Annotated in this window: 15 protein-coding genes; 5 read left to right on the top strand and 10 right to left on the bottom strand. The window is 57.2% G+C overall.

Annotated features, from left to right (window positions below; all coding sequences use genetic code 11):
- Positions 1–77 precede the first annotated feature (77 nt).
- Positions 78–542, top strand: a complete 465-nt coding sequence (locus tag IEX96_RS07170) for a SufE family protein (protein ID WP_150005403.1) — start codon at positions 78–80, stop codon at positions 540–542.
- A gap of 36 nt (positions 543–578) precedes the next feature.
- Here IEX96_RS07170 and IEX96_RS07165 read toward each other — a convergent pair whose 3' ends face one another.
- From IEX96_RS07165 to IEX96_RS07125, 9 genes are all read right to left on the bottom strand, one after another.
- Complete coding sequence (locus IEX96_RS07165) at positions 579–1,034, bottom strand: NfeD family protein (protein WP_188873699.1); 456 nt, start codon at positions 1,032–1,034, stop codon at positions 579–581.
- Between the two features lie 14 nt (positions 1,035–1,048).
- Entirely contained in the window at positions 1,049–2,077 is a 1,029-nt protein-coding gene (locus tag IEX96_RS07160) for an SPFH domain-containing protein (protein ID WP_188873698.1), read from the bottom strand.
- A gap of 127 nt (positions 2,078–2,204) precedes the next feature.
- Positions 2,205–2,684: a peroxiredoxin gene (locus IEX96_RS07155; RefSeq protein WP_188873697.1), complete on the bottom strand. Its 480-nt coding sequence runs from the start codon at positions 2,682–2,684 to the stop codon at positions 2,205–2,207.
- A 215-nt stretch (positions 2,685–2,899) separates the two neighbouring features.
- Positions 2,900–3,634, bottom strand: a complete 735-nt coding sequence (locus IEX96_RS07150; protein WP_188873696.1) for a VPLPA-CTERM sorting domain-containing protein — start codon at positions 3,632–3,634, stop codon at positions 2,900–2,902.
- A 239-nt stretch (positions 3,635–3,873) separates the two neighbouring features.
- Positions 3,874–4,413: an SRPBCC family protein gene (locus tag IEX96_RS07145; protein ID WP_188873695.1), complete on the bottom strand. Its 540-nt coding sequence runs from the start codon at positions 4,411–4,413 to the stop codon at positions 3,874–3,876.
- Entirely contained in the window at positions 4,406–5,596 is a 1,191-nt protein-coding gene (locus tag IEX96_RS07140) for a CCA tRNA nucleotidyltransferase (RefSeq protein ID WP_150005326.1), read from the bottom strand. Before IEX96_RS07140 ends, IEX96_RS07145 begins: the two co-directional genes overlap by 8 nt.
- A gap of 8 nt (positions 5,597–5,604) precedes the next feature.
- Complete coding sequence (locus tag IEX96_RS07135) at positions 5,605–5,892, bottom strand: hypothetical protein (protein ID WP_150005327.1); 288 nt, start codon at positions 5,890–5,892, stop codon at positions 5,605–5,607.
- Positions 5,889–6,515, bottom strand: coding sequence for a CoA pyrophosphatase (locus IEX96_RS07130; RefSeq protein WP_150005328.1), 627 nt, complete (start codon positions 6,513–6,515; stop codon positions 5,889–5,891). Before IEX96_RS07130 ends, IEX96_RS07135 begins: the two co-directional genes overlap by 4 nt.
- Positions 6,516–7,115 carry a DUF1285 domain-containing protein gene (locus tag IEX96_RS07125; protein WP_188873694.1) on the bottom strand — a complete coding sequence of 200 codons (600 nt, stop codon included), beginning with the start codon at positions 7,113–7,115 and terminating at the stop codon, positions 6,516–6,518. It lies immediately after the preceding gene.
- 126 nt (positions 7,116–7,241) lie between these two features.
- Between IEX96_RS07125 and IEX96_RS07120 the strand changes: the two genes are divergently transcribed.
- Genes IEX96_RS07120 through IEX96_RS07105 form a run of 4 tightly spaced genes read left to right on the top strand, consistent with a single transcriptional unit; the run spans position 7,242 to position 14,024 of the window.
- Positions 7,242–8,237 carry an AAA family ATPase gene (locus tag IEX96_RS07120; protein ID WP_188873693.1) on the top strand — a complete coding sequence of 332 codons (996 nt, stop codon included), beginning with the start codon at positions 7,242–7,244 and terminating at the stop codon, positions 8,235–8,237.
- Between the two features lie 10 nt (positions 8,238–8,247).
- Positions 8,248–9,171, top strand: coding sequence for a DUF58 domain-containing protein (locus tag IEX96_RS07115; protein WP_150005329.1), 924 nt, complete (start codon positions 8,248–8,250; stop codon positions 9,169–9,171).
- On the top strand, positions 9,171–11,975 hold the full coding sequence (locus IEX96_RS07110) for a DUF4159 domain-containing protein (RefSeq protein WP_188873692.1): 2,805 nt from the start codon (positions 9,171–9,173) through the stop codon (positions 11,973–11,975). Before IEX96_RS07115 ends, IEX96_RS07110 begins: the two co-directional genes overlap by 1 nt.
- Before the next feature lie 6 nt (positions 11,976–11,981).
- Positions 11,982–14,024 (top strand): hypothetical protein, encoded by a 2,043-nt coding sequence (locus IEX96_RS07105; RefSeq protein WP_150005332.1) that lies wholly within the window; start codon positions 11,982–11,984, stop codon positions 14,022–14,024.
- Here IEX96_RS07105 and IEX96_RS07100 read toward each other — a convergent pair.
- Positions 14,021–14,554 carry a GNAT family N-acetyltransferase gene (locus tag IEX96_RS07100; protein ID WP_188873691.1) on the bottom strand — a complete coding sequence of 178 codons (534 nt, stop codon included), beginning with the start codon at positions 14,552–14,554 and terminating at the stop codon, positions 14,021–14,023. The two genes, IEX96_RS07105 and IEX96_RS07100, sit on opposite strands and share 4 nt — an antisense overlap.
- Positions 14,555–14,615: the final 61 nt, after the last annotated feature.

The following is a 14,615-nucleotide window of genomic DNA, read 5'->3' as shown; positions in this document are numbered from 1 at the left end:
GCATGAGGAGGCCAAATCCCTCAATGAAACCATGAAAAAAACACATCCTGACCTTTAACGCGGACCCAGTGACACAGATGCCCAATGTACAGAATCAAACCGCTTATGAAAGCCTTGATGGCACCACGCTTCAGGATGTGAGGGACAGTTTCGAACTGCTTGATGATTGGGAAGACCGCTATCGCTATATCATCGAGCTGGGCCGTAAGCTGCCCAAATTACCGCAAGATGCCTATAATGAAGCCAATAAGGTTCGCGGCTGCACCTCGCAGGTTTGGTTGGTTGCGACCCCGGAAGGGCCGGAACACCGGCTGGTTCTGAAGGGTGACAGCGATGCCCATATCGTCAAAGGGCTGGTGGCGCTAATGTTGCTGATTTTCTCCCGAAAAACGCCGGACGACATTCTAAAGACCGATGCCCGTGCCATTCTGGAAGAATTGGATTTGCGGCAACATCTTTCCCCCATGCGCGCCAACGGGCTGTTTTCCATGCTGGAACGGATCGAAGCTCTGGCCGCCAGTGCCAAAAAACAAACGGCCTGAGACATGCTGGCCGGGCCATAGATTTGGCCCGGATCATCAGCCTTGTTCAGAATCGACAGAGCGCACTTTCAAAACAATTCCATCCACATCCCAAACCTCGACCACAGCACCTTGAGGCGCATCGTCCCCATGTGCCGTCCATACCGTGTCACCGGCCTTTACCCGGCCCACGCCATTGACAATTTCCCCGGTTACCACCAGCCGCCGACCCACATAAGCGCGCGGCCCGCGATTGAGCAGCGCGGCCTCTTCATCTTTGGGCCGTGTGCGGAAATAACGGCGCCCCGCCCATGTGGCCAAAACCGCCAACACCGCAAAGGCCGCCCCTTGCATTTCAGGGCCGAGAAACGGCAATTGCAGCGTCAACAACCCGGTCGCCCCGGCGGCAATGGCGATCCACAAAAACAAAACGCCCGGCGCCACCATTTCGACGATCAATAACAGAAGGGCTATGATGAACCACATCCACGGGCCGAACCAAAAATCATCCATAATCATGCCCTCCCTTATTCCTGATCGTCACCGGACTGCGGCACTGAAAAAGGCGATGCAGCATTATAAGGATTTCGAGGACGGGAGGGCCGTTTGCCAGACGGTTTTTGCGCCTTGTCCTCTTTTTCTGCCCCGCCGATACCCTTTTGAAACAGCTCTTGCATGCCGCCCAGCGCGCCAATGACCCCCGTAGCCTCCAAAGGCATGAACACCATTCGGGCATTGGGGGAATTGGCAAATTTGCCTAAGGCTTCCACATATTTTTGCGCCACGAAATAATTCACCGCCTGCGCATCGCCATTGGCAATCGCCTCGGACACCAAGCGCGTGGCTTCCGCTTCGGCCGCAGCAAGACGTTCACGGGCTTCGGCATCCAGCACCGCCGCTTCACGCCGCCCTTCGGCTTCCAGAACCTTGCCCTGCTTTTCCCCTTCGGCTCGCAAAATCTCGCTGGAGCGCTTGCCTTCCGCTTCCAGAATTGCCGCGCGTTTTTCCCGCTCCGCCTTCATCTGGCTGGCCATGGCATTCACGATATCGCGCGGCGGATTGATGTCCTTGATTTCGATCCGCGTCACTTTCACGCCCCAAGGGGTGGTGGCATCATCAACCACATTCAGCAAGGAAGCGTTGATCTTATCCCGCTGCGACAGAATCTCGTCCAGATCCATCGAGCCGATCACCGTCCGCACATTGGTCATGGTGAGATTGAGGATGGCAATCTCCAGATTATCCACCTCATAAGCCGCCTTGGAAGCCTCCAGCACCTGGAAAAACACCACCCCATCAACGCCCACCATGGCATTGTCCTTGGTGATCACCTCTTGGGTGGGAATATCAAGCACCTGTTCCTTCATGGTCAGCTTAGCGCCGATCCGTTCGATGAAGGGCGTAAGAAAGTGGATCCCCGGCTCCAAAGTCCGGGTATAGCGGCCCAGGCGCTCAACGGTGCAGGCATATCCTTGGCGTACCATCTTAACGCCCGCAAAAATGATCAAAAATGCGAGGGCTATCAATAAAATGACAAAAATCTGCATCGGAGTCATGGATCTGCCTTCTTGTTATTTCAATTCGCTAATTTTGGCGTGGAAATGCCCTTCTGGCAAAAGAAAATCGCCTTCAACCAAAGAGCTGAAGGCGATTTAACACATGTCATCCGATCAGCAAGGGACGTTAGAGCGCTTTCAGCACATGTTCGGCGCTAGACACCTCGAACGCGCCCGGCTCTTCCACGAACAGCTCGGACACCACGCCGTCTTTGACGATCATGGCATAACGCTGGGAGCGCGTGCCCATGCCAAAGCCCGTGCCATCCATTTCAAGGCCCATCGCTTTTGCAAAGTCGCCATTGCCATCGGCCAACATCTCGATGCCCTTGGCATCGGCCGATTTGCCCCAAGCATTCATCACAAACACATCATTGACAGACAGGCAGGCCACCATATCCACATCTTTTGCCTTGATGGCATCCAAGTGATCCACGAAACCGGGCAGATGGCGGGCCGAACAGGTGGGAGTGAAGGCACCGGGAACCGCGAACACAACGGCGGTTTTCCCCGCAAACAAAGCGTCGGTTTCAACTTTCTCCGGCCCGTTTTCACCCATGCGGCTCAGGGTTGTCGAAGGCAGCTTATCGCCTTTTTTGATCGCCATAACATTCTCCTGTTTATGTGAAAGGCTTGTATCTGGATGGATCAGCATGCGGGGCAGAACACGCCCGAAAATGAGGCCATTCCCGCGTCAGAATTCGGCCAGAGGATAGCGCCATTTGCACCGAAATCCAACCATGTTCAATGACTTTCGGCAAATAACAAAAAAGGGTGGAGCACGCTTGCTCCACCCCATCCCCGTCCGAAACAAAAAGCCTGTCAATGAACGCTTTTGCGCCGCCGCATAAAGCCAAAGCCGATCAATCCAAGCCCCAGCAATCCAAGGCTTGCCGGAACCGGCACAACGCGCACATCAATGGCCGCAAGAACGGTGCCACCCGTGGGCGAAATAGCGCTCAATTCAAAGGAATACAGGCCCGCAACATTGGGATTGAACCCGCCGGAAGGCGCAGTAATGAAAGGCAAGTCATCATCAAACAGGAAGCCGAACAGCAAATTCTGACTGCCTTCAATGGTGGCCAACCCACCTAAAAAGGGATCGAACAGCAATATCCCGAAATCGGTCCCATTGCCCGGGTCCACATCATAGGCCAATTGAAAGCTGTATCCTGCACCAACAAGATCATCAAATGTGGTGCCTTGCCCTTCCAGATTGATATGGAAAGCGAAGTTCCACACAGCCCCTTCTGTCCCGCCTGGGCTGAAATTGGTGCCGGTATCGGCAATGAAGGTGCCTGCACCGTCATTTTGCAAATTCGGGCCGACAAAGCGCTGATGCGCCGTTATCCCCAATGTCAATTCCCCGGCAGATGTTTGCGCCCGCGAAATGGCCACCGCCCCATTGGGAATGCCATCACCGCCAAATTCCACCCCCGGCAAGGCTCCGAATTCATCGAATATGGGGCCTGCCTGCGCCACTCCGATCCCTGCAACAGAGAGAGCAAGCGCCCAAACACACCGTTTAAATCCTGTTTTGATCCCCAGCTTCATCATAATCTTCCCCGTTCCTATCCATAAATCCGACGACGAACACGAAGGCATGCCGCACACCCAAAACCAACCGGCAACTATAGTTATCACAATGCAAATATCGTGCCGGTTGTAGGAGACTTGAAAATCAGCCGATTACAAGGGGAAGCTCATATTTACATATTTTTAGTGGTTAATTAGGCTTTACAAAGATCCGTCACACGTCAGACATCTGTAAGAATTCCTGACAATACCAAAACAGGCTAGTCATCGGGCCAATGCATGGCCGCAAGATGCTGCAAAGATTGCTCAAGCCGTTTTTTGTGCTGGTGCATGGTAAACAACGCGAACAACCGGGGCGACAATCCGGAAAATTGCCGTGTTTCTTGCCAATGAAGGCGGCTGCCCTCAGCTGTTTGGGCCAATGTCCAATGCACCGAGGTGCGCCACATATCGGTGCTGCGCTCCGCCGACCAGGAATTGGGAGGAGCATAGCCGGTCAGGGTTTCATCAATCTGCCATGTACGATCATTCGCCCGCATATAGAGCAAGCGCGTTGCTCCCACCGTGCCGTCCTCTCCCATCAAAGGGGCCACAAGGGTTACGCCATATTCCCAATCCACCCGATGCCCGGCATCCGCAAGGGCGACAAAGGCTTGGTCTGGCGTCAGAGGCAAATCAACAGTCAAATCAATGCGCCAGTCTTCTTTCGACCAGGAAAAGGCCACAACGCCAAGAGCGGCCAACGCAAAAAGCGCCAACATCGCTAAAATCGCCCATTCCCACGGCTCTTTCTTATGCATCTTTGCTGCCATTTTTCTTGAGGATTGCAGCCAACAGATCGGCTTTTTTCAGGGTAAAATCACTGGTCACCCAGCGTTGTTCGGCATCTTTCAAGAACTGTCCCATTTGCGGCCCCGGCTGGATACCAAGAACGGTAAGATCGCGGCCTTGCAGCGGAAAAACAGGGCGGCGCCAGCGTTGAATGTCAGAAAATGCGGCGCGGCTCAATCCCTTGTCTGACAGCAAGAAACGATCCACAAGGGTTCGCGCCCCATCAGACCAAAGCGCCTGACGCACGGCTTTTTCACCATCATCGGGAAGCGGCCCTGTCATGGCCGTCAAGCGTGTTGCATCGGCCCGCGACAGCTTGAAGCGTTTGGCGAGGCGTTCATATGTTTCCGGACGCAATAAGGCAGCCAATCGCCGCAAAGGATCAGCCAGATCCAAGGCATTTTCACGCTGCACCAGCCGATCCAGTGCTTGCAGGCCAGCGGATATGTGCCACTCCGGCAGAACATGGCCCAAAATACCGCCCTGTTCCATCAATGTCAGGGTCGGCACAGGATCGGGCGCCATCAACAAACGCAAGAGTTCAGCGCGTATCCGCTCCACCGACAACAGATCAAGCCGATCACGCAAGGCAATACAGGCCTCATAGCCGGCCGCATGGGGTACCCCCTTGCCATAATGGGCAAAAAACCGGAAAAATCGTAAAATCCGCAAGGCGTCTTCACGAATGCGTTCTTCTGGGTCGCCAATGAACACGATCCGTCCGGCCCGCGCATCAGCCACGCCCCCATGATAATCATAAAGGCGGCCATCCAGATCGGCATATAAGGCATTCATGGTGAAATCGCGCCGCCGTGCATCGGCCTGCCAATCATCGATGAAGGCCACTTGGGCATGGCGTCCAAAGGTTTTCACATCATGGCGCAAGCTGGTGACCTCGAACGGCTGATGCGCCACAATGGCCGTGATGGTGCCATGGTCGATCCCCGTTGGAACCGCTTTCAAGCCTGCGGCCTTCAGCTTTTCAATCACCACATCCGGTGGGTGGCTGGTGGCAATGTCCACATCCTGCACCAAGCGGCCAAGCAAGGCATCGCGCACAGCCCCTCCCACAAAACGTGCCTGGCCCTCACCCAAAGCCCTGATCACGGTGCGGCTTTTTTCATCCTTTATGAAAGGCGCAGAAAGATGCATGGGCACAGTCAATTATCGGGGATTTTCTCGAAATGTCCGGGAACGATCTCGCCATCAACAGTGGTTGCCGGCACATAACGCATAGTCTCATCGGCACGTTCGGTGGTGCCCGCATAAAAATAAAGAACCGCAGCATAAGCCAGCACAAACACACCGCCGCCCAGCATCACCGCTTTTTCCAATCGGGGATTGGTTTCACCGCCGGCCTGTTTCAAACGGCGCACCAGCCACAGCCATAACAAGAAAAACGCAAAGGGCAGCAAGAACAGCCCCAATCTCAAGAACACAGCGCTCATAAACCATCCTTTTGTTCATTGTCGAGGCGCAAAACCTGAGACAAATTCACCAACATATGCGCCGTTGCCCCCCAGATATAAAAGCCCTCATAAGGCATGGCATAGAAATGGCGTTTCGTCCCAAGAAACATGCGGCTGTGGCGTTGGTGATTATTGGGATCAAGGATAAAATCCAGCGGAACCTCAAAGGCTTCCGCCACTTCCGATTTCTGCAAATAAAGATCGAAAGGCGGCGTAACCAGCCCCACAATGGGGACAATGCGAAAGCCCGTCACCGTTTCATAGGTATCAAGCCGCCCCATAATATTGATGGCTCCCGCGTCTATACCGATTTCTTCTTGTGTTTCGCGCAAGGCTGTGGCCACCGCATTGCGGTCGCCCTTATCGGCTCGGCCACCGGGGAAGCTCACTTGCCCGGCATGGGTGGACAAATGATCGGCACGACGGGTGAGCAAAATTGTCGGACGATCTCCGCGATTGACAATAGGCACCAATACAGCGGCCTTTTTATGCTGCTTTGGCCGATCCTGAGGGGCATCCGGCCCATCATAAAGATCGAAATCGCTGCGCAGTGGTTTCCGCGGCGCACAGTCCAACCGATGTTTGATATGGGCGAAAACCACTCAATCCTCCACCAGATCACCAAGAGGAAAAAACGCGCCACAGCTCCACACGCCGACTTTTTCCGCACCGTCGATCATCATGGGCTGCGCAAGTTCCGCCAGTTCATAATAAACCGGACGGGCAATCAATGCTTCCAACCGATCGCGCACCAATAGATGCGGCAAAGGATCGCCGTGTTTATCCTGATCCAGCCAAATAGGGTGATCCTCGTCAGCCACCACCAGATCGCCCACATGGGTTTTAAAGGACAAGACCTGATCTTCGCCCTTCCCTTCCACCTCCATGGAGGTGGCGAGAAACGGCGCATCATCCACAATGATTTTCAATTTTTCCACGGGCGTGACAAGATAATAGCCATCATCATCATGGCGCAGCACACCGGAAAACAACCGTACCATTTCCGGGCGATTGATGGGGGTTCCCATATAATACCACGTGCCATCGCGGGCGATGCGCATATCAATGTCACCGCACAGCTCGGGATTCCACAGATGGACCGGCGGATATTTTTGTTTCGATAGCTGCGCAAACAGCGCATTCAAGCGCTTTCCGGCCGCCAAATCGGCCTTCGTCACAGCTTTTGAATATATTCCAACCATTGTTACGTCTTTCGTCTCGACCACCTACTTCTATATAGTGATGATAGCATGCACCACAAACACCGCAGCACCTTGGTGATAATAGGGTCTGCGCGGCACCATCTCTCAGACAAGAGGCCCGCCTATATGAGCGACCTGCAACACACTGCCCCCGATGCAATTTCCGATGCCTTAACCCATGAAGCCGATGCAGCCATAGAAACGGCGATGCATATCAAGGCCGAAATTGCCCGCCATATATTTGGTCAGGACCGGGTGATCGAAGAAACGCTGACCACATTGCTATCGGGCGGCCATGCGCTGATCGTCGGGGTGCCGGGCCTTGCCAAAACCTTGCTTGTGGAAACGCTGGGGACGGTTTTGGGATTATCGGAAAAGCGGGTGCAATTCACCCCGGATCTTTTGCCTGCCGATATTCTGGGCAGCGAAGTTCTGGAAGAAGATGCGCAAGGAAAGCGGGCTTTCCGGTTTTTACCCGGCCCCATTTTCAGCCAGCTTTTCATGGCCGATGAAATCAACCGCGCCAGCCCGCGCACCCAATCGGCATTGCTGCAATCCATGCAGGAACGGCAGGTTTCCATCGCCGGGGAACGTCACAATCTGCCTGAGCCTTTCCATGTTCTCGCCACCCAAAATCCCATCGAACAAGAAGGCACCTATCCCTTGCCGGAAGCGCAGTTGGACCGGTTCTTGATGCAGATCGATGTGGATTATCCCGACCGTTTATCAGAGCGCCAGATCTTGCTCCATACCACGGGCATAACCGCCACCAGCATTGCCAAGGTGATCGATGCCAACCAGTTGCTCATGCTGCAAAAACTGGTGCGCAAGCTGCCCGTAGGGGAAGCGGTGGTTGATGCCGTGCTTGATTTGGTACGCGGAGCACGCCCCGGCAATGATCACCCTGAAATCGTCTGGGGCCCCGGTCCGCGCGCTGCTCAAAGCCTGATGCTGGGCTGTCGCGCCCGCGCCTTGCTGGATGGCCGCCTCGTGCCTTCGGTAGACGATGTAAAAGCCCTTGCCATGCCGGTTTTACGCCACCGCATGGCTTTAAGCTTTTCCGCACGCGCCGATGGCCTGACCAATGATCAGGTGATCACCGATCTTGCGGGCAGGCTTTAAGCAATTGGCCATGAAACGCCCCATATCCAACGCACTTGGCCAAAAGGCTTCCCCCGCTCTGGTGCCAATGATGGACCTGTGGCAACGCGCCCAATCCTTGGCCGACCGCCTGCCCGCCCATCAGATACGCGCCGATAAAAGGCTGCATGCCGCCCAAAAAGGCGTGCATGGGCGGCGGCGGGCCGGTCCAGGCGACAGCTTCTGGCAATTCCGCCCTTATGAAAATGGCGAACAGGCCTCCAATATCGATTGGCGGCGCTCGGCCCGCTCCGATGCGCTTTATGTGCGGCAGCAGGAATGGGAAACGGCCCAGAATGTCTGGTTCTGGGTCGACAGCTCGGCCTCCATGCAGTTTCGTTCCCCCCTTGCCCAAGACAGCAAAGCGGATCGGGCGATCCTTTTGGCGCTGGCCACCGCCCGGCTTTTGACCGGCGCGGGCGAACGGGTCGGCCTTTATGGGCAACATGAAAAGGCCGCAGGCGGGCGCTTCGGGCTGGAACGCTTGTTGGAAGCCATCAGCCGCACCCGAATGACAGACTGCCCGCCCTTTCCCCAAAGCAAACCGCTGGACCGCCACGCCCATCTGATCCTGATCGGGGATTTTCTGGGGGAAGAAGACGACACCCGACAAAAATTGCGTCAGCTGGTCGGGCTTGGGGTGGCGGGCCATTTGATGCAGATTGTCGATCCTGTGGAGAGTGATTTTCCTTATCGCGGACGGGTGCGTTTTTCAGGCATGGAACACGAAGACAGCCTGCTTCTGGATCGGGCCGACGATCTGGCCGACAGCTATCGCAAGCGCATGAAGGCATGGTCTTCGATGCTGGGCGACATGACCCGGCGGGCGGGTTGGACCCATTCTGTGCACCGCAGCGACCACTCCCCCGCGCTGGCGCTTTTGACCCTCATCGCATTAACGGGACGGACAGGCTGATGATGTCATTGGGTGGATTGGGCAGTTTGGGATTTACCGCGCCTTTCGTATTGCTTGGTCTTTTGAGCCTGCCTGCTTTGTGGTTTTTGGTGCGGGCCTTGCCGCCACAACCCCGAAGCGAACAGTTCCCGCCCATGGTGCTTTTGGGCGATTTGATAAACAGCGAGCCTCCGCCTGCCCGCACCCCGCTTTGGCTTTTGATTTTGCGCTTTTTGCTGGGGGCTTTGTTGTTCTTGGCATTGTCCGGCCCGGTTCTGAACCCCATTGAAGAAACACCCGGCGATGGTCCGGTGCTTCTTGTGGTGGACAATGGCTGGGAAGCTGCCAGCCGCTGGGACGACCGCATTGCACTTTTAGACCGCTTGCTAAACACGATGGCGCGGGAGAACCGTCCGGTGGTTTTGCTGCCCACGGCCCCGCCGCCCAATGGTTGGCGCAGCGGAGAAGATGCAGCAAAACCCCAGCCACAGGCCGCCAGCGACATGCGGCGGTCCTTGATGGGCTTTGCGCCGGTTCCCTGGTCGCCCGATCTGCAACAGACCACAGAAATTGTGACACAACTGGATCATGATTTTGCGCGCATTTTCTGGATAAGTGATGGTCTGGCCCATCCCCGCAGCGATGATTTATGGTCGGCCCTGAACGCCATGGGCACGGTGACACTATATGCCGATGGTGCCGCCGATTATCCTGTGGCCTTGCTGCCTTTGGTGCAAACCGGGCTGGATTATAGCCTGACGGTGGTGCGCCCGCCCCGCCAAGCCCCTGCCCGTTTTGTCGTGCAGGCGCTGGGATCGGATGGCCGCCGATTGGGTGAAGCGGATGCTGTATTTGGCGAATGGGCCCAAACCGCACAGGCACGGATCGATCTGCCCCGCGATCTGCGCAATCAGGTCGCCCGCATTGACATCGCCAATGGGAAAAGTGCCGGTACCGTCGCCTTGTTGGATGCGCGATCCGGCCGGCCCCTGGTGGCCTTGTCTGCGGGGGAAGCCTCCAGCGCCATTCAACCACTGAAATCGCCCTTGTTCTATTTGCGCCGCGCTTTGGAGCCTTATGCAGAACTGACCGACGGTGCGCCGGCCACATTATTGGATCAATCGCCAAGCGCGATCATTCTGGCCGATGTGGGGCGCATGGCAGAACCTGCTCAACGGCGCTTGGGCGCATGGGTTGAAGAAGGGGGATTGTTGATCCGTTTTGCCGGACCGCGCATGGCGGCAGGCGGGGATGATTTGATCCCGGTGCGCCTGCGTTCGGGGGACCGGGCGGTGGGCGGCGCCCTTTCCTGGGAAGAGCCGCAACCCTTGGGGCCGTTCAATCCCGATGGCCCTTTTGCAGGATTGACGCCCCCCGAAACCGTGCGTGTAAGCCGCCAGCTTCTGGCCGTTCCCGATATCAATCTGGCCGACCGTACATGGGCGCGGCTTCTGGACGGCACACCCTTGGTGACCGCCAACCGCCGGGGCAATGGCTGGATCGTACTGTTTCACACCAGCGCCAATGCCGATTGGTCGTCTTTGGCTTTATCGGGCCTGTTTGTGGATATGCTCAAGCGTCTTTTGCCCCTGGCCCAGCATCGGGCAGGAGCGGACCAGCAACATAACGGCCCCGAATTTCTGGCCAATAGAACGGTGATGGATGGCTTTGGTCGCCTTGGCCCCGCCAATACCGATATTGCCCCCATCAGCAGATCGGCCTTTGACCGCACATCCGCCTCGGCGGCACATCCCCCGGGTTATTACGGCCTTGCGGCCAATCCGTTGGCTTTGTCTTTGATGTCGGCCAATGGCCCGATCACCGCCGAGTATCAGTTCCTTGAAAGTAGCCGCCCCGCCATGGACATTGCCACCGGCAGCCGCACAGACCGCGCCCTTGCCCCCTTATTATTTGCGCTGATGGTGGCCCTTGTGGCCCTTGATATGATCGCCAGCCTTTGGATGCGCGGTCTGTTCAACCGCCCGCTTACCGCCTTGCGCCGCGCTGTGACACCTGCCGTCATTCTGATATCGGGCGGGGCCTTGTTCTTGGCAGCACTCCCCGGTACCGGCCATGCGCAAAGCACCGAACGGCTTGAAACCGGCTTTGCACTGGAAGCCACAGCGGCCACCCGCATCGCCTATATCCGCACCGGCAATGCCCAGATCGACACCCGATCCCATGCCGCCCTTTATGGCCTGAAGCGCATCATGGAATTGCGCACCGCCGTAAAAATGGGCGATCCGGTGGGGCTTGATCCGGCCCATGACCCACTGGTGCTGTTCCCGCTGATTTACTGGCCTGTGCCACCGGATATCCAAAGCCCAAGCCCCGATGCCATCCGTGCCTTAAGCCGGTTTTTGCGGAGCGGCGGTATTGTGTTGATGGATACGGGGGTAAACGATAGCGCCAGCGACAGTCTGGGATTGGAGAATCCGGTTTCACGCCAAGCCTTGCAACGCCTTCTTGGCCAGCTTGATCTGCCCCCCCTTGCGCCGGTGGACGGCGAGCATGTTCTGGCCCGCAGCTTTTATCTGCTGGATGAATTTCCCGGCCGCATCACCGGACGCACCCTGTGGGTGACCGATGATTCTGTGGGAGAAGAAGCCCGTGTCAGCCCCATCTTGATCGGGGGCCATGATTGGGCATCCGCATGGGCCATCGATGAATTCGACCATTTTCTGGAACCGCGCCTGCCCGGCGGTGTGCGTCAGCGCGAATTGTCTTTTCGCTTTGGTGTCAATCTGGTGATGTATGCACTGACCGGCACCTACAAGGCCGATCAGCTTCATCTGCCCGCCTTGATCGAACGTTTGGGGGAATAGGGGATTATGATGGCGCTTTCCCTTGGGTTCGACCCGATTTTCCCGCCATGGATATTGATCGGTCTGGCGATTTTGTTTGCGGCGTTCAGCGCCCTTTTGTTGCTGCGTCGGGCGCGCGGCAGCCTGATCCGCACCCTGTTTTTCGCAGCCCTTATCCTTGCTCTTTCAAATCCCCATCTGGTGCAGGAAGACCGCACCGCGATGTCCGATATCACCGTGGCTATGGTGGATCGCAGCGCCAGCAATCGCATTGGCGATCGGGAAAGCGAAACCGATAAGGCCATTGATGCCCTGCGCGCCAATATTCAAGCAGCGGGCGGGGAATTGCGGGTGATCGAAAGCGACCGCAAGGCTGATCGCACCGAATTGTTCGGCCCCTTGGCGGCCGCTTTGGCGGATGTTCCGCCAGATCGCCTGTCCGCCGCCCTTTTGATCACCGATGGCCGCATCGACGACATATCCCGCGGGGAGGCCCTGACCGCCGCCGAGCGCCCCATCCACAGCCTGCTGACCGGCAACCGCACGGCCCCCGACCGCCGTATCGAGGTGATCCGTGCTCCGGAATTCGGGCTGGTGGACCGGCCTGTGACCATCGAATTGCGCATTGAAGAAGACAATATCCCCGAAAGCGGTCCGGTGGCCCTGACCATTCGCCGCTTCGACAAAGCACCGCAACAGCGCATGGTGATGCCCGGCGTTCCCTTCGAGATTACGCTAACTCCGGAACGGCGCGGCGAAATGCTGGTGGATGTTTCGGTGGAAACCGCCCCCGATGAAACGGTTCTGGTCAATAATCGCGCATTGTTTTCGGTGAACGCGGTGCGCGACCGGCTGCGGGTGCTGCTGGTTTCGGGCGAACCGCATCCCGGTGAACGGGTCTGGCGCGATACGCTGAAATCCGATCCGGCGGTGGACCTTATCCACTTTACCATTTTGCGCCTGCCCACCAGCCAGGACCCCACGCCGGTGAGCCAATTGTCCTTGATCCCCTTCCCCACCGAGCGTTTGTTTTCCGAACAGCTTGAAGATTTCGATCTGGTGATTTTCGACCGCTATTCCCTGCGCGGGGTGTTGGATGTGCGGTATTTCTCCAATCTTTTGTCCTATGTGGAAGGGGGCGGCGCGATCTTTGTCGCCAATGGACCGGAATATGCCGAGCCTTTGAGCATTTTCCGCACCCCCCTTGAACAGGTCTTGCCCGCCTCTCCGACCGGCACCATCAGCAGCACCGGCTTTGTACCCGCCCTTACCGAACTGGGCCGCCGCCATCCGGTTACACAAGGATTGGAACAACCGGGCGCCGCGCCATGGGGCCGGTGGTTCCGTATGGTGGACAACCGGGTGATTGACGGCCAAGTGCTGTTATCGGGCCCCGGCGAACAACCGCTCTTGGTTTTGAAACGCGCCGGAGAAGGCCGCATCGCCGAATTGATGTCGGACCATGTATGGCTGTGGGCGCGGGGTGTGGAAGGCGGTGGCCCTTATCAAGAGCTTTTGCGCCGGAGCGTTCATTGGTTGATGAAAGAACCGGATCTGGAAGAAAAAGCCCTGTCGGCCCGATCCGACGGCGAAGACATCGTAGTAGAACGGCGCAGCTTGTCCGGCGAACAGGCCATGGTCACCGTCACCGGCCCGGACGGGAGCGAACGCACCCTGATGTTAAGCCCCGGTGCCAACGGCATTGCCGAAGGGCGGCTTCTTGCAACAGAGGCAGGGTTATACCGCATAAGCGATGGCGAAGATGAAACGGTGGCGGGCATCGGGCCTGTGGGCGGCCATGAATTGTCGCGCATCATGCCAACAGATCAGATCGTGCGCGATGTGGCGCAAAAAACCGGCGGCGGCATCTTCTGGCTGGAAGATGGACTGCCCGATATTCGTCACCCGTCAAAACAGGCCACAGCGGCGGGCAATGGGTGGATGGGGCTGCCCCAGCGCCGCGCCAGCCGCATCGAGGATATCGCCCAGACAGCGCTTCTCCCCGCATGGGCATGGGCGGTTATACTGGCGGGTTTGCTGGCGCTCACATGGAGAAAAGAAAGCCGCTAAGTGGAAGACGGCACATGGGTGAGAACCGAAACAGGGCAGAGCGAAAACCGCTCCGGCAAGGTTTTCCACCCGCTTCCCGCCGGGTGAAACAGCAAACGCTCCGGCGGCACCGGACCGGGCATGAGGCACAGGCTTGGCATAACCGGTTGAAAGCCCACACGGCTATAATAGGCGGCATCCCCCACAAGAAACACCGGCCCAAGCGCCCTGTCTGTGGCCACGGCCAATCCCTTGCGCATCAGTGCCGTGCCGACGCCGGTGCCTTGCGCGGCGGACGACACAACCAAAGGCCCCAATAAAAGCCCGGCTGTTACTGTATCCTCGACATTTATATGCAAAGGCCAAAAGCGTACCGAGCCCAACAGGCCGTTATGCCCCCGCGCGATAAAGCCCAGACCCTCGACCGGCTGCACATCATCACGAAAGCGGTAAGCGGTGCGTTCAAACCGCGCGACACCGAATGCCTGATCCAGCAGGGCATCGATAGCCACGGCATCTGCCGCTTTCTCTTGTTCCAAAACGAAGCTCAATGGCTTTCTCCCTGCCAAGGGTCGCCTGATAGACGATCACGGATAAGGAGCGCAAGAGAGG

The sequence above is a fragment of the Iodidimonas muriae genome (genome assembly GCF_014647255.1).
Taxonomy (GTDB): Bacteria; Pseudomonadota; Alphaproteobacteria; order Sphingomonadales; family Rhodothalassiaceae; genus Iodidimonas; species Iodidimonas muriae.
The sequence above is the reverse complement of the archived record's forward strand: the minus strand, read 5'-3'. Positions and strand labels throughout refer to the sequence as shown.

Coding starts and splice junctions, on each gene's coding strand:
- IEX96_RS07105 (WP_150005332.1), top strand. CDS start 11,982: ATGATGGCGCTTTCCCTTGGGTTCGACCCGATTTTCCCGCCATGGATA.
- IEX96_RS07135 (WP_150005327.1), bottom strand. CDS start 5,892: ATGAGCGCTGTGTTCTTGAGATTGGGGCTGTTCTTGCTGCCCTTTGCG.
- IEX96_RS07125 (WP_188873694.1), bottom strand. CDS start 7,115: ATGGTTGGAATATATTCAAAAGCTGTGACGAAGGCCGATTTGGCGGCC.
- IEX96_RS07110 (WP_188873692.1), top strand. CDS start 9,171: ATGATGTCATTGGGTGGATTGGGCAGTTTGGGATTTACCGCGCCTTTC.
- IEX96_RS07155 (WP_188873697.1), bottom strand. CDS start 2,684: ATGGCGATCAAAAAAGGCGATAAGCTGCCTTCGACAACCCTGAGCCGC.
- IEX96_RS07120 (WP_188873693.1), top strand. CDS start 7,242: ATGAGCGACCTGCAACACACTGCCCCCGATGCAATTTCCGATGCCTTA.
- IEX96_RS07115 (WP_150005329.1), top strand. CDS start 8,248: ATGAAACGCCCCATATCCAACGCACTTGGCCAAAAGGCTTCCCCCGCT.
- IEX96_RS07165 (WP_188873699.1), bottom strand. CDS start 1,034: ATGGATGATTTTTGGTTCGGCCCGTGGATGTGGTTCATCATAGCCCTT.
- IEX96_RS07160 (WP_188873698.1), bottom strand. CDS start 2,077: ATGACTCCGATGCAGATTTTTGTCATTTTATTGATAGCCCTCGCATTT.
- IEX96_RS07150 (WP_188873696.1), bottom strand. CDS start 3,634: ATGATGAAGCTGGGGATCAAAACAGGATTTAAACGGTGTGTTTGGGCG.
- IEX96_RS07145 (WP_188873695.1), bottom strand. CDS start 4,413: ATGCATAAGAAAGAGCCGTGGGAATGGGCGATTTTAGCGATGTTGGCG.
- IEX96_RS07140 (WP_150005326.1), bottom strand. CDS start 5,596: ATGCATCTTTCTGCGCCTTTCATAAAGGATGAAAAAAGCCGCACCGTG.
- IEX96_RS07170 (WP_150005403.1), top strand. CDS start 78: ATGCCCAATGTACAGAATCAAACCGCTTATGAAAGCCTTGATGGCACC.